Origin of the sequence: Candidatus Thiodiazotropha endolucinida, from assembly GCF_001715975.1 — a bacterium.
GTDB classification, from domain to species: domain Bacteria; phylum Pseudomonadota; class Gammaproteobacteria; order Chromatiales; family Chromatiaceae; genus Thiodiazotropha; species Thiodiazotropha endolucinida.
Genome location: NZ_MARB01000014.1, coordinates 59,004 through 72,782, shown reverse-complemented (window position 1 = coordinate 72,782; position 13,779 = coordinate 59,004). Strand labels below are relative to the sequence as shown.

At 50.9% G+C, this 13,779-nt stretch carries 16 protein-coding genes; 3 read left to right on the top strand and 13 right to left on the bottom strand.

Annotated features, from left to right (window positions below):
- Positions 1-9 precede the first annotated feature (9 nt).
- Genes CODIS_RS12820 through cysM form a run of 7 tightly spaced genes read right to left on the bottom strand, consistent with a single transcriptional unit; the run spans position 10 to position 6,465 of the window.
- Entirely contained in the window at positions 10-804 is a 795-nt protein-coding gene (locus tag CODIS_RS12820; protein WP_069125713.1) for an ABC transporter permease, read from the bottom strand.
- Positions 801-1,730 carry a nickel ABC transporter permease gene (gene nikB / locus CODIS_RS12815; RefSeq protein WP_069125710.1) on the bottom strand — a complete coding sequence of 310 codons (930 nt, stop codon included), beginning with the start codon at positions 1,728-1,730 and terminating at the stop codon, positions 801-803. Before nikB ends, CODIS_RS12820 begins: the two co-directional genes overlap by 4 nt.
- Positions 1,730-2,215 (bottom strand): L,D-transpeptidase, encoded by a 486-nt coding sequence (locus CODIS_RS12810; RefSeq protein WP_069125707.1) that lies wholly within the window; start codon positions 2,213-2,215, stop codon positions 1,730-1,732. The genes nikB and CODIS_RS12810 overlap by 1 nt, the downstream gene beginning before the upstream one ends.
- Positions 2,190-3,716 (bottom strand): ABC transporter substrate-binding protein, encoded by a 1,527-nt coding sequence (locus tag CODIS_RS12805; protein WP_235615213.1) that lies wholly within the window; start codon positions 3,714-3,716, stop codon positions 2,190-2,192. The genes CODIS_RS12810 and CODIS_RS12805 overlap by 26 nt, the downstream gene beginning before the upstream one ends.
- Before the next feature lie 11 nt (positions 3,717-3,727).
- Entirely contained in the window at positions 3,728-4,195 is a 468-nt protein-coding gene (locus CODIS_RS12800; RefSeq protein ID WP_069125702.1) for a CYTH domain-containing protein, read from the bottom strand.
- Positions 4,196-4,229: 34 nt separating this feature from the next.
- The gene (gene rlmD, locus CODIS_RS12795; RefSeq protein ID WP_069125699.1) at positions 4,230-5,570 is read right to left on the bottom strand and encodes a 23S rRNA (uracil(1939)-C(5))-methyltransferase RlmD; all 1,341 of its coding nucleotides are present in this window, start codon (positions 5,568-5,570) and stop codon (positions 4,230-4,232) included.
- Between the two features lies 1 nt (position 5,571).
- Positions 5,572-6,465 (bottom strand): cysteine synthase CysM, encoded by an 894-nt coding sequence (gene cysM / locus CODIS_RS12790; RefSeq protein ID WP_069125696.1) that lies wholly within the window; start codon positions 6,463-6,465, stop codon positions 5,572-5,574.
- A 165-nt stretch (positions 6,466-6,630) separates the two neighbouring features.
- Here cysM and CODIS_RS12785 point away from each other — a divergent pair, with 165 nt between their 5' ends.
- The 3 genes from CODIS_RS12785 (at position 6,631) to CODIS_RS12775 (ending at position 9,135) form a co-directional block, all read left to right on the top strand.
- Positions 6,631-7,059, top strand: coding sequence for a CBS domain-containing protein (locus tag CODIS_RS12785; RefSeq protein WP_069125694.1), 429 nt, complete (start codon positions 6,631-6,633; stop codon positions 7,057-7,059).
- 66 nt (positions 7,060-7,125) lie between these two features.
- Positions 7,126-7,920, top strand: a complete 795-nt coding sequence (locus CODIS_RS12780) for a spermine/spermidine synthase domain-containing protein (protein ID WP_069125691.1) — start codon at positions 7,126-7,128, stop codon at positions 7,918-7,920.
- A gap of 231 nt (positions 7,921-8,151) precedes the next feature.
- Positions 8,152-9,135, top strand: coding sequence for a TIGR00341 family protein (locus CODIS_RS12775; protein WP_069125688.1), 984 nt, complete (start codon positions 8,152-8,154; stop codon positions 9,133-9,135).
- 80 nt (positions 9,136-9,215) lie between these two features.
- Here CODIS_RS12775 and pdxJ read toward each other — a convergent pair whose 3' ends face one another.
- From pdxJ to lepB, 6 genes are all read right to left on the bottom strand, one after another.
- Complete coding sequence (gene pdxJ / locus CODIS_RS12770) at positions 9,216-9,950, bottom strand: pyridoxine 5'-phosphate synthase (protein WP_069125685.1); 735 nt, start codon at positions 9,948-9,950, stop codon at positions 9,216-9,218.
- A gap of 236 nt (positions 9,951-10,186) precedes the next feature.
- Entirely contained in the window at positions 10,187-10,885 is a 699-nt protein-coding gene (gene recO, locus CODIS_RS12765; protein WP_069125681.1) for a DNA repair protein RecO, read from the bottom strand.
- A gap of 9 nt (positions 10,886-10,894) precedes the next feature.
- Positions 10,895-11,794 (bottom strand): GTPase Era, encoded by a 900-nt coding sequence (era, locus tag CODIS_RS12760; RefSeq protein ID WP_069125678.1) that lies wholly within the window; start codon positions 11,792-11,794, stop codon positions 10,895-10,897.
- Positions 11,778-12,464 carry a ribonuclease III gene (gene rnc / locus CODIS_RS12755; protein WP_069125675.1) on the bottom strand — a complete coding sequence of 229 codons (687 nt, stop codon included), beginning with the start codon at positions 12,462-12,464 and terminating at the stop codon, positions 11,778-11,780. The genes era and rnc overlap by 17 nt, the downstream gene beginning before the upstream one ends.
- A complete protein-coding gene (locus CODIS_RS12750; protein ID WP_069125672.1) occupies positions 12,461-12,835 on the bottom strand; it encodes a DUF4845 domain-containing protein in 375 nt (124 codons plus the stop codon). The genes rnc and CODIS_RS12750 overlap by 4 nt, the downstream gene beginning before the upstream one ends.
- 82 nt (positions 12,836-12,917) lie before the next feature.
- Positions 12,918-13,763, bottom strand: a complete 846-nt coding sequence (lepB, locus tag CODIS_RS12745) for a signal peptidase I (protein ID WP_069125669.1) — start codon at positions 13,761-13,763, stop codon at positions 12,918-12,920.
- Positions 13,764-13,779: the final 16 nt, after the last annotated feature.

Here is a 13,779-nt window from a genome sequence, read left to right as displayed (position 1 = left end):
CCCTGGGCCCTAGTCAAGACGGTTATCCAGATAGTCTCGCAGACGATCGCCCAGCAGATTGAGTGACAACACCAGCAACATAATCGTCACTCCGGGCGCAAGCACCATATGCGGCGCCATCAGCATGTAACCGGCACCATCACGGATCATACTTCCCCAGGAGGCATAAGGCGGCTGAATCCCCAGGCCCAGAAAGGAGAGCCCCGCTTCAGCGATAACCATCCCGGCCATGCCGAATGTGGCTTCTACAATCAAAGGGGCAAGTAGCAACGGTAGCAGATGTCTTGTCAGAATCGTCCATTGGGAGCTACCCAGTGCGACGGCTGCCGTGACATGATCCCGAGTTTTCAATGACAACACCTGGCCGCGGGTGAGGCGTGCATACCCCACCCAGCCCACCGCCGAGAGCGCTATGATCAAGTTGTCGATCCCCGGTCCCATCACACCGGCCAGGGCAATCGCCAGCAGGATGCCCGGGAAGGCAAGAAATATGTCGATCACCCTCATCAGTAGCAGATCGAGCCACCCCCCCTGATAACCCGCCAACAGACCGATCGCGGTACCGATAATGGCAGAGAGCCCCACCACACCAACCGCCACAAGAAATGAGGTCTGTGCGCCCGCCACAAGTCGCATAAGAATAGGCCGTCCGAGGTCATCGTAACCGAGCAGGCCTGATAGAGAGGGAGGCTGGAGGATCTTTTCAAGATCGATCAGGTTTGCCGGTTCATTGAACCAGGGACCGATCAGCGCGGCAATGCCCCAGAGCGCGATCAACAGATAGGGGAGCCAGCGCCGCATCATGCCGTGCCTCCACTGCGTATGCGCGGATCTATCAGGCCATACAGGATATCGGTCAGTGTGTTGACAAGTACATAGGCGAGACTGATGAACAGGACACAACCCTGTACAACCGGATAATCCCTCTTCTGAATAGATTCGATCATCAGGGAACCGATACCCGGCCAGTCGAATACAACTTCGGTGACCACGGCCCCACCCAATAAGGCCCCGAGTTGCAAGCCAAGCAGGGTAATCACCGGCAACCATGCGTTTCTCATGGCATGGCGCCAGATAACCCTGGTCTCATCCAGGCCCTTGGCCCGTGCGGTCCGAACATAATCCTCTCCCAGCACCTCCAACAGGCTGCTGCGCACCATGCGCGCCAGGATGGCGGCGAATCCCGTACCCAGCGTCACTGCGGGCAGGATCAGGCTGCTAAAGTCCTCTCGGCCGCTTACCGGTGTCCAACCCAGCCACAGACTGAAGCAGAGTATGAGCAACGGACCAAGCCAGAAATTGGGAATCGAGAGACCCAACATGGAGAAACCCATAGCGCCCCAATCACCCATACCTCCTCGATTCACAGCGGCCAAAATACCCAGGGGTATTGCGGTCAGCAGGGTGACGATAAGCGCCGCCAAGGCCAGTTCCAGGGTTGCGGGTATATGGCTGGCAAGCAGTTCGGACACGGGCTGCCTGGTATGCAGAGAGTCTCCCAAATCCAACACTGCGACACCTTTGAGAAAGTCAGTCAACTGGACCGTTATCGGTCGATCGAGTCCCAGGCTGCTTCGCAACGCCTCACGATCCGCCGGTATCGCAGATTCGCCCAGCATGACATCCACAGGATCCCCCGGCACAAGGTGGATGAGCATGAAAACCAGACAGACGACGCCAATGATGACGATGAGTGCGCTCAACAGGCGGGAGATTAGGAATGCCCCCACTATTCAACGATCTCCACTAGGGTGCCATTCTCGACCCGGTCGAACAGGTCGATCAGGTCCCGGTTGCGCATCCTGATACAGCCATGGGAGGCGACCACTCCCATTGGTTGGTCTTCCGGGGTACCGTGGATATAGATGAATCTGCGTAGGCTATCCACATCCCCACCTCTGTTTTTTCCCTTTTCGATGCCGGTCAGCCATAAGATACGGGTCAGGATCCAATCGCGCTCCGGTTCTGAGGCGGCCAGTTGCCGGCTGAAATGTTCACCGGTCGGGCGTCGTGCAACAAAGACTGTGTTTTCCTCACAACCGTCTCCGATCTTCAGGCGTATCCGGTGTCTTCCCCGTGGCGTACAACCACTGCCACACAACTCACCTGGGCCGTTTACCGCTGTCGAGACAGGATAGGATCTGATAATCCGGCCGAGTTCACTGCAGATCAGGCGTTGTTGAGACAGTTCAATGCGCAACTGCAATCTGGGCATCGCTTGTTTCCTCGGGCTGCCGAAGCCTTACCTGTTCAAGTCCGTCATAGTTGCCATCTGTCATTAACCGATAGCCGCTGACCCTTGGATTCGAGGCTGACACCTGCGCCTCGTACCAGAGTGGCAGATAAGGCAGATCCTGGTGAAGTTGTTTTTGTATCCGATGGTAGAGATCCGCCTGTCTCTCCAGGGTATCAGCCGATTCAACCTGCCGCAGCAACCGGTCGACGGCATGGCTGACATATCGTCCGCGATTGGCGCCCGTGGGGGGCAGAGAATCGCTGCCAAAGACATACCTGAATATATCCGGTGTGCGGATTCCGACCCAACTCAAACTGTAGAGCTGAAAGTTCCCGCCTTTGATGTCACCGAAAAATGTGCCCCAGTCGTAGCTGCGCAGTTCAACTTCGATGCCGACCGCTTTGAGTTGACTCTGGATCACTGTTGCCAGCCGAATCCGATAGGGATCACTGGAGGTTTTATAGACCAAGCGCAACGGATCAGCGGTAGTGTAACCCACATCATTCAAGAGCCTGGCAGCCTTCTCAGGATCATACTCATAAGCCATCAGAGATGGTGCACCCGCCCAATGCTCTGGGGGTAAGAGTGCCTCTGCCTGCCGCGCGGCGCCGTGCATGACATGCTCGATGATTGCCTGCCGGTCAAGGGCATGGGCGATTGCCAGACGCACCCTCGGGTCCCCGGTATGGGGATCCCGCAGATTGAACCCGATATAGGTAAAGTTACTGCCATGACGTTGCGCTATTTCGATTGCGGATTGCGACTCCAGGTATCCGATCAGCTCGGGTGAGATATCATTCTGTAACATATCTATCTCCCCTCGGAGTAGCTTCAGTACCCTCACCGTCGGATTTTTTACCTCCACGAATTCGAACAACCGCTTGTCACTTCTTCTCACCAACAACAGTTTCCCGCTCACTGGCCATGAATGGAAAGAGAAAGGACCGCTGCCGACCGGTTGATGTGCGAAATCGTGATCATCGGCGATTAAATCCGCAGGCAGGATGTCCAGCGTCAGGTAGGCGGGAAACAATGGGTCTGCACGGGAGAGCTTGAAATCGATAGTCAGTTCATCCACCTTGGTCAGGCTCTCGATCAGCGCAAGCCCTGAACGTTTAGGCGATGCATTTTTCGCATCCAGTACATATCGATATGTGGCGATGACATCATCAGCATCCAATTTGCGCTGATGGGAAAATCGACCGGCTTCGGGATTCAGACGAAATCGATAGTGACGTGGAGATAATCGACGCCAATCAGCAATATCCGGTACGGGCATGCTCTGCTCATCGAACGCCACCAGGCGCTGATAGAGGAGTCTGTTGATCCGCTCTGATGTGGCATCGGTTGCATAGCGGGGATCGAGGTTCATGGGTGACGATGCCAAGCCCATGCGTATCGAATCGTCAACATGGGAAGTGGAGCAGGCATGGATGAAGAGCGGGAGAAACAGCAGTAAGCTAAGCCGGCGCCACCCCACTGTCCGCCCCCCTACCAGTCACAATAGGGATGTGTGACCAAACTTGCATTGTAATAGCGGCTGTCCGATGAAACCTCTTCACCTGCCCATTCAGGCATTTTAAAAGCCTCTTCCTCTGAACTCAGTTCCACCTCAGCCACAATCAAGCCTCGATTGGCACCATCAAAGACATCGAGGTCCCAGAGATGGTCACCGCACTTGACCCGATAACGGATCTTTTCGATCAATGCCCCCGAAATATGGTTATTCAATATCTCTTCAGCATCCCCTAAAGGAATGGGGTATTCATACTCGTTTCGGCTGATTCCTTCGCTTCTCCCTTTAATGGTCAATCGAGCCTCTTCTCCTGATACCCTCACACGCACGCTGGCATTGGGTACGTTGGCAAGATAGCCCTGTTTCATAACCGATTCCTTGATAATGCCATCATGCCATTTATCGTTTATTACCAAATACTTACGCTCTATTTCTAATGCCATATATTAGTTACCTGCAAATCAATTGGCGCCGGGCTCAGTATCTCTCGAACAGTGCAATAGACTCCACATGAGCTGTATGCGGAAACATATCCATGACACCGGCACATTTCAGGCGATAACCCTGTTCATGCACCAGTATACCGGCATCCCGCGCCAGGGTTCCCGGGTAGCATGAGACATACACAATGCGTTCAGCGCCCAGTTTGGGTAAGTGCTCGAGTATCTCAACCGCCCCACTCCGGGGTGGGTCGAGCAACACCTTATTGAAGCGTTGCATGAGCCAGGGTTCGTTATCCAACGTCTCATAGAGATTAGCGGTATAGAACTCGATATTATCGATTGCGTTGCGCAGTGCGTTCTCTCTGCCCCTGGCGACCAATCCGCTGTCACCTTCAACACCGGTGACCTGTCCTGCAGCACTTGCCAATGGCAGGGTGAAGTTACCCAATCCACAAAACAGATCCAATACCCGGTCATCGGGTTGTAATTCAAGCAGCGAGATCGCTCGCTTTACCATTTGTCGATTGATATCCGTATTGACCTGGGTGAAGTCACTGGGCAGGAAATCGAGCTGGAGATCATACTCGGGCAGTGAATAGCTAAGCGTTGTAGGCTCAAAGTCCAATGGGCGGATTGATTCAGGCCCGCCTTCCTGAATATAAATAGAAATTCCATGCTGGGGAGCAAATATCGCAAGCTTCATCAGGTCTTCGTCGGAAGGCGGCGACAGCATGCGAAAGATCAGAATGCACTCCTCATCGCCCATGGCCATCTCAATCTGGGGAATTTGATCATGTATCGATAACTGATCGATCAATGCACTAAGCTGCGGTATCAGTTGACCGACCCTGGGATGCAGAATATGGCATTGATCGATATCGGCAACGAAGGATGAACCCCGCTCGCGAAAGCCTACCAAGGTACCACCTTTTTTCGGCACATAGCGCACACCCAAGCGGGCCTTGCGGCGATAACCCCAGACTGATTCACTCACCAGGGGACTCATTACCTCCTCAGGCACGACTTTACCGATATGCTTCAAGGCATCCAACATTGCCTGCTGCTTGCTGGCAACCTGTGCTTCCGGCTGTTGATGCTGGAGGCTACAGCCACCACAAATGCCGAATTGACTGCAGCGGGGCTCTGTTCGCTGTGGCGAGGACTCGATGACTTCAACCACCCTACCCTCGTCATATTTACGTCGACGTCCGGTATAGACAAAGCGTACTCGCTCACCCGGCAGCGATCCATAGACGAATGTGGCCTTGCCATCGATGTGTGCCACGCCTTTCCCATCTTGTGTCAGGGATTCTATCTCGGCTTCGACCGGCTCCACAGGGAACGGTTGGCGTCTGCGTCTGCTTCTGCGCCCCATTTCAGCTTGCTGGGAAGACATCGGTGGAGAGGTAGCGATCACCCCGGTCACAGATTATGGAGACAATGACCGCATTCTCCACCATTGAGGCCAGTTTCAGCGCAGCGGCAACGGCTCCACCGGAGGAGATACCGGCGAAGATCCCCTCTTTGGCCGCCAACTGACGTGTCGTCTCTTCCGCATCCGCCTGAGAAACATCGATTATTCGATCAACCCTTGAGGCATCGTAAATTTTTGGCAAATAGGCCTCCGGCCAGCGGCGAATCCCGGGTATATTCGAACCTTCCATGGGCTGAACACCGACGATTTCAATCTGTGGATTCTGCTGTTTGAGATAGACGGAGGTACCCATAATGGTACCCGTAGTGCCCATGGCACTCACAAAATGGGTCACTTCACCGTTTGTGTCCCGCCAGACCTCAGGTCCGGTACCTTCAATATGGGCTTGGGGATTGTCCTGATTGGAAAACTGATCAAGAATCAATCCTCGACCTGAAGCCTCCAGTTCTCTTGCCTTATCGATAGCGGCTTCCATACTGCCCTCTTTAGGGGTCAATAGCAGTTCAGCCCCGAATGCCTTCATCACAGCACGCCGTTCCAGGCTCATATGCTCAGGCATCACCAAAATCAATCGATAACCCTTGATTGCCGCCGCCATTGCCAGTGCGATCCCTGTATTTCCACTTGTCGCTTCGATCAGGGTATCGCCGGGCTTGATCTCTCCACGAGCCTCGGCATGGCTGATCATACTGACAGCAGCCCTGTCTTTCACCGAGCCGGCGGGATTGTTCCCCTCCAGTTTCACAAGCAGTGTATTACTGTCATCATCGGGCAGACGCTGAAGTCTGACCAGTGGTGTATTACCGACGAATTGTTCAATGGTTTTGTATTTCATGGCCTTGATTTTACCCCGATTTATCCACTGAACGCAGTATTGATTTCCCTCTTTCGGGGCTTGATGATCTATTATTATGGGAAATCCAAGCCAGTTTGGGGTTTGTAAACAACCTCATACACTATGCACGAGCACTAACGAGAAAAATCCACAGGAGGCATCGGCATGCTAACAGTCAATCAGCTCTTACAACGCAAGGGTTACGATATCGAGACCATCGATCCCAATGCCACGGTGTTTGAAGCCTTGCAATCGATGGCTGACCATGAGATCGGTTCTCTGGTCGTTGTGGAGGACAAAAAGATAGTCGGACTCTTTTCCGAGCGTGATTATGCCCGCAACATCATTCTGAAGGGACGTACATCGAAAGAGACCCGGGTAAAAGAGATAATGAGTAGCCAGGTTCTGGTGGTCAACCCTGAACAGACCACAGAGGAGTGTATGGCGATCATGACGGAAAAACGCATCCGTCATCTCCCAGTTATGAAAGATAATGAGCTCGTAGGCATCATCTCCATCGGCGATCTGGTAAAAGCGATCATTGAAGAACAGCAATTCGTGATCGAACAATTGGTCAGATACATCAGCAGCTAGCCATCCGGCACTACGTTAACTCTCACTGCCCTCGCAAGGTCTACAATCATCTGTACAACAAAAACCATGCTCAAGATAGAGCAATACAGCATGAACATGGAGCATCTTCTGACTCTTCCAGGAGAACAGGTTAATCATGGAACGGCAGGTTTAGAGAGTTTTGAAATACGCCAGAATGGTGACTTACGATGGATCCGGTTTCCTGACGGTACCATCCAATCAGTCATGCTGTTAAAGGAACCAGCCCTTCCTGTACTCACCTATATTCAGGCACTGCTTTGCTCACTCCTGTTTATGCCTCGACCAAGCAATCTGCTAAATCTGGGGCTGGGCTCCGGTTCGATTGAAAGGTTCATTCTGTCACAATATTCTGATATTGAGTTGGTATCAGTCGAAATCGACGCCAGAATAATTGAAATATCCAAACAATATTTCCATATCCCATCAAGCCATACAGTTTTTCAACTGCCGGCAGAAAAATATCTCGAGATAAATCAGGCTAATTTCGACATTCTGGTATCCGATATATGCACCAGACAGGGAACCGCCAATTCACAGCTCTCCACTGACTTTGTCATGCATGCAGCTCACGCTTTGAATACAGGCGGGGTGTTCGCAGTCAATATTCTGCCCAGATCGGAATCCGAGATCATTGAGGTTCTGATCGCTCTACGCTGTGCATTCCCCTGGATCTTACTCTACGATGTGGCCGATATGGACAACATAGTACTGTTTTGTACTGTCACGCCATCACCCTCACCTGCCTCCCTGATGCAGCGGGCCAAGACATTGTACCAGTCGACAGGACTGAACCTATCACCTATTTGCAGACAAATGATAGCGCTGCCGGCCAAAAAGTAGTGCGCAGATAATCGGGCATTTGAAATTCGGATACCTAAGCCGGATTATTCGGAAATAGCATGAATGCCGTGTGAAATAGTTATAAGATTGGGATTAATTATGCGGTAATTTACGTTTATTTGCAGTTACATCATATTTTTCTCTTATGATTGATTGGACAGATTACTTACCCAATACAGACAATCTGATAAACGTCCGCATGCCTCGTTTTCATGTGAGTAGAAACAAGAAATGAAGCTGATAGAAGTCATTGCCAATGCCAGCAGCCAACCCACTATTTCCATTATCGCCGAGAAGTACAAGGCGAGGGATTTCAGGCTGGGGCAGGAGGGAGAGGATGGCAGGCAACCTATGCGTATGCTGGTCACTGACGAAAATGTGCAACCGGCTCTCGATGCATTGCAGAATATACTCGGCGCTCAATCGACCGCCCGCATCATTGTCTTTCCCGTCGATGCCACCCTGCCCCGCGCAAGGACCGAACAGGAAAGAGAAGAGGATTCCGCCAGTTCTACAAGGGAAGCAATGTATGCAGCCGTGGATAAGAACGCGCGTCTGGACAGCAACTTTATCTTCCTGGTCATCTTATCGACCATCGTAGCGGCAATCGGGCTGGTGAAGGACAATGTCGCTGTCATCATCGGAGCCATGGTTATCGCTCCCCTGCTGGGTCCCAATCTTGCGTTCGGTCTCGGTACTGCATTGGGTGATGTTCATCTGATGAAGAGCTCTCTCAAATCCCTGCTAACAGGTATCGTCATTGCTATCGGACTCTCCTATATCATCGGGTTACTATGGCCCTTCGGTTCAGGCAGCCCTGAACTGTTGGCACGGACAGATGTCGGCATGGATTCTCTAGCCCTAGCTCTTGCCTCTGGAGCGGCTGCCGCACTCTCGCTCACCACTGGTCTGCCAAGTGTATTGGTAGGTGTCATGGTTGCGGTTGCCCTGCTGCCACCTGCCGCTGCGGTAGGCCTGACACTGGGCCACTGGCGAGTGGATTTGGCGATGGGTGCGGCACTACTGCTTGCGGCAAATATTGTTTGCGTCAACCTTGCGGCCAAACTTGTGTTTCTGGTTAAAGGCATCCAGCCACGCAGCTGGGCCGAAAAGACCAAGGCAAAACGGGCAATGAGGATCTATATAGCGGTTTGGATTGCCACCTTGGTACTGGTGGTCCTGGCAATCGTCATGCGCACGCAGCTGGTCGGCTGATGAATGCTAATTACTGTATAGTTATGGTCAATGATCGACTGTGTCGGGCAGTAATCATATTGCACCAGTGCCTGTTTGCACTAAATCATATTGCTACAGAGTGCCTTCATCTCTCTTACTGCCTGGTCAAGGCTACAGAAAAGCGCTCGACAGATTATGGCATGTCCGATATTCAACTCGGTGATCCCTGCGATGGCGACAATGGCTTTAACATTATGGTAATCCAGTCCATGCCCCGCATTGACCTGTAATCCAAGGCTGTTTCCATATTCTACTGCATTGATTATACGTTCTAGTTCGGAACGCTTATTTCTGTCTGATGCCGCATCTGCATAGTGACCGGTATGTATTTCAACCACAGGTGCACCACTTTCCTTAGCAGCCTCCAACTGCTTGGAATCTGCATCGATAAAGAGTGACACACGGATTCCGGCATCATTAAGCTCAGCGCAGAAATCAGTCATGTAGTCCAAATTACCTGCCACGTCCAGACCACCCTCGGTAGTCAACTCCTCGCGTTTTTCCGGTACTAAACAACAGTCGTGGGGGCTAAAGCGTTTTGCAATGGCAGCCATTTCCGATGTTGCAGCCATCTCAAGATTCATTCGCGTTTGCAACAGATCGCTTAAGATTTCAACATCTCTATCCTGGATATGTCTGCGATCCTCTCTCAAATGCAGGGTGATGGCATCTGCGCCTGCCTGTTCTGCAACCAGGGCGGCTTGTACCGGTTCGGGATATCGGGTTCCACGCGCCTGACGCAAGGTAGCCACGTGGTCAATGTTGACACCAAGTAAAATCTCTTTTTCGTCCATCTATGTAGCGCCTTCGAAAAAATGGATAGTTTGAAAATAATCAAAATGTAAAAATAAATCTGGCCGCAATACTAAAGCCAGTCGCAAGATGATTTTTATATACGTCAATCATATTTAAATATTAATAATGTATACGATTCACAATCTGCGATTATTTACGGTGCTTGGAGTTATTTCACGGCCTGCGGTATTTATAATATCACTCACCCGTTTTGGAAATAAGCGCCTTTAATTAATTATTTTAAGGATTGAAAAAGCTCCCTGCTTTTAAGGGGCTTGTCACCCAGATAATAGCTGATGACCCGACGCATGAGCTGTTTTGCTTCCACCCTGCCACGCTCATCCAGTCTCTCTCCACGATGCAGACTGATCAGTGTCTGACCATGAATGCCAATGCCTGTACCACTACCAGTTGCGACAACTGGGCCATGCTCGATGTGATATTCATATATCTGCCCTTGCGAAATCGGCTCATTGGTATCCGCAGTGCAATCCAACAATAATCCATAACCCAACTCTCTTACCAGGGAGACTTCGAAGTCCCTTAAACACTGGTTGGCGGATTCCCCAAAGGCAAGTCTGGCAAGTGTTTGCTGATAATGGACATAGAGGGATGGGTAGGGGTCTCCTCGCTGTAGAAGACGCATCAACAGCTCATTCAGATAGATTCCACAATAGATCATCTCTTGTTTCAGACGATAGGGATGACCATCCGGTTCTACCTGTGTGAGATTTTTAACCTCACCTCTGCCGGTCAAAGTAACACCTAGGGGGGAAAAGGGTTGCAACAACAGAGCACGGGAGGAGTGACCGGATTTCGCACCACGGGCTATCGCTGGTATCCGTCCCTGATTGGCAAGAAAAAGCTCCAACAGGAGGCTGGTATTTCGATAGTCTCTTCGGTGTATTACAAATGCCGGACTTAATTCATTCATTAGGGCCTGTTAAGATTCGCCGTAGCCCAAGCGGACCAATGCCGCCTCATCACTGGACCAGCTTTTTTTCACTTTAACCCAGAGCTCCAAGTGTACCTTGCAATCAAAGAATTGTTGCATGGCCTTCCTCGCCTGTGTTGCCACTTCCTTCAGGGCCTGTCCGTCCTTACCGATCAGGATCCCCTTCTGTCCCGCTTTCTCAACCCAAATGACTGCATGGATACGATAAAGCCCTGACAGCTCCTCAAAACGCTCTATTTCAACAGATACCGCATAGGGCAGCTCCTTGGCATACCTTCTGGTAATCTGTTCCCGAATCATCTCGGCGGCAAAAAATTTTTCAGGCCGGTCGGTCAACTGGTCGTCCGGATAGAAATTCTCAGCCTCCGGCAATGTCCGGAGCACCAGTTCCTGAAGCGTATCCAGATTCCTTCCGCTTTTTGCGGATACCGGTACGATCTCAATGAAGTGATGGCGAGATGAGAGCTCGGAAAGATAGGGCAATAGCCTCTCTTTCTGTTTAATTCGATCGACCTTGTTGACAGCAAGTATAGTGGGCGTTTCGACTTGCTTGATCAGAGTCAACACCTTTTCATCCTCACTGTTCCAACTCAACGCATCAACCACGAATATCAGCAGATCCACATCCGCCAGTGCTGTTTTAGCGGTGCGGTTGAGATAGCGGTTCATGGCATTGTCGCTACGCTGATGAATTCCCGGTGTATCCACATAGATCACCTGGCCTCCGGCGAGCGTGTTGATGCCAAGAATTGTATGGCGTGTAGTTTGCGCCTTGTGTGAAGTAATGGCCAACCTAAAACCCAGCAGGCGGTTCAGAAGTGTCGATTTACCGACATTCGGACGTCCGACGATCGCCGCATATCCGCAATGGTTATTTGATTCGGTCATCTATTAAAAGCGTCAGCATTTTCGATGCAGCATCCTGTTCAGCCTTCCTTCTACTTGAGCCTTCTCCTATAGCCTTCTTTCCCAATCCTATAACAGCGCAGTTTACGGTAAAGAGCGGGTTGTGGGGATCACCTTTGATATCCACAATCTCATAACTGGGCAAATCGATCTTATTCGCCTGCAGATACTCCTGTAATCCTGTCTTGGGATCTTTCTGCTGATTCTCCAGGCTCATTCTACTCAGTCGAGGCAGAAAAATAGTCTGAATCACGTGACGACACGCCTCATAACCCCCATCCAGATAGATCGATGCGAGGATCGCCTCCAATCCATCCGCCAGAATCGAGTCTCTGCTTTGACCGCCACTGCGTAACTCACCCGGTCCCAAGTGGAGGTAGTCACCGAGATTGAAGCCACGGGCCACTTCGGCCAGGGTATCGCGCTTGACCAGGCTCGAACGTAAACGGCTCAACTGGCCTTCGCTCGCTTCCCGAAAATGGTTGAACAGTTCATCGGCAATGACGAACCCTAAAATGGCATCACCGAGATATTCCAGGCGTTCGTTGTTTTTACCGCCAACGCTGCGGTGTGTCAGTGCCTGTTCTATCAACTGCGGATCGGTAAAGTGGTAGCCGAGTTCTCGGCACAGTTTATCGACATCAGCTTTCAATTGGCTGTTAACTCAACGGTTTCTGCAAAATCCATCACCAAAGAGATGTTGTGCGCAATGTGTCGACGCTCTTCATATGCGACATTGATTGTCGTGCTCTTACCACTACGCTTTATATTTATGTGATCATTATTGACATGGCGAATACTATTTATATCCAACCTTTTGAGAATCATATTGCGAATCTCTCTTTTTGACTTGCGCGCTGATAAAGGTTCGTTTTTCACCGATTCGAGAGCTGCCTTAACTGCATAGTGATCGATATAGACAGGCGTGATCTTGATACCGACATAAACCAAAAAGCCAGCAACGATCAGGATTACCAGTATACTGATACCAGAGAGTCCTCTTTGTTTCTGTAGTGATTGCATTCGCGATACCTCGATATTTCATGAAGAAACTGCACAAATAGCTGATAACAGGCTATTCAGCAAGTGAATTTTTTTAAAACGGCTAATCAATACCCTTTCCGATGCGTTCCCAGGCTATGGGCGGGAATGAATCGATTTCGGAATCCCAATTCATCCAAATACCGAAGGCCTTACCGACAAGGTTCTCATCGGGAACCAGCCCCCAGCAGCGGCTGTCGTTACTGTTGTCCCGATTGTCGCCCATCACGAAATATTGTCCTTGTGGAATGGTGATTGGTCCCTGGCTCAAAACCCTGCATCCGGTAGGCAGATCAGGTGCAAGAGGATTGATCAGAACCGAATGATCAGTCCCATCAAGATCTTCCATGGCCATTATGGCACCGGTCATGCGCACTCCGCTGCCGATACCCGTATACCGCCCCACAGGAGTTTGCGGCATCGCCTCTCCATTCACATACAGCGTCTTGTTTCGGTAATAGACTGTGTCCCCAGGTATTGCGATGACACGCTTAATGTAATCCACCCAAGGCTGTTTTGGATAACGGAAGACAACGGGGTCACCCCGTTCTGGATCACCCAGTTCTATTATTTTCTTATTCAAGACAGGCAAGCGTATTCCGTAGCTGAATTTGTTCACCAGAATGAAATCCCCAACCAGCAGTGTCGGCATCATCGACCCGGAAGGAATGCGAAACGGTTCCACCAGAAAGGAACGGAGTATCAATACGGCGAATATTACGGGAAAGAAAGAGCGTGAGTACTCAACGATCAGAGGCTCTTTTCCCGCACTGGAAACCTCATCCGTATCTACACTTTGATCAGTTGCCAGTCGACGTCGTTTCGGTGCCAGAAAGATGCTATCCAACAACCAGATGCCGCCTGTCAGGGCACTGGCGACAACAAGAAATGTAGGAAAATCAAAATTCATTGTTTTTTGGTATCCT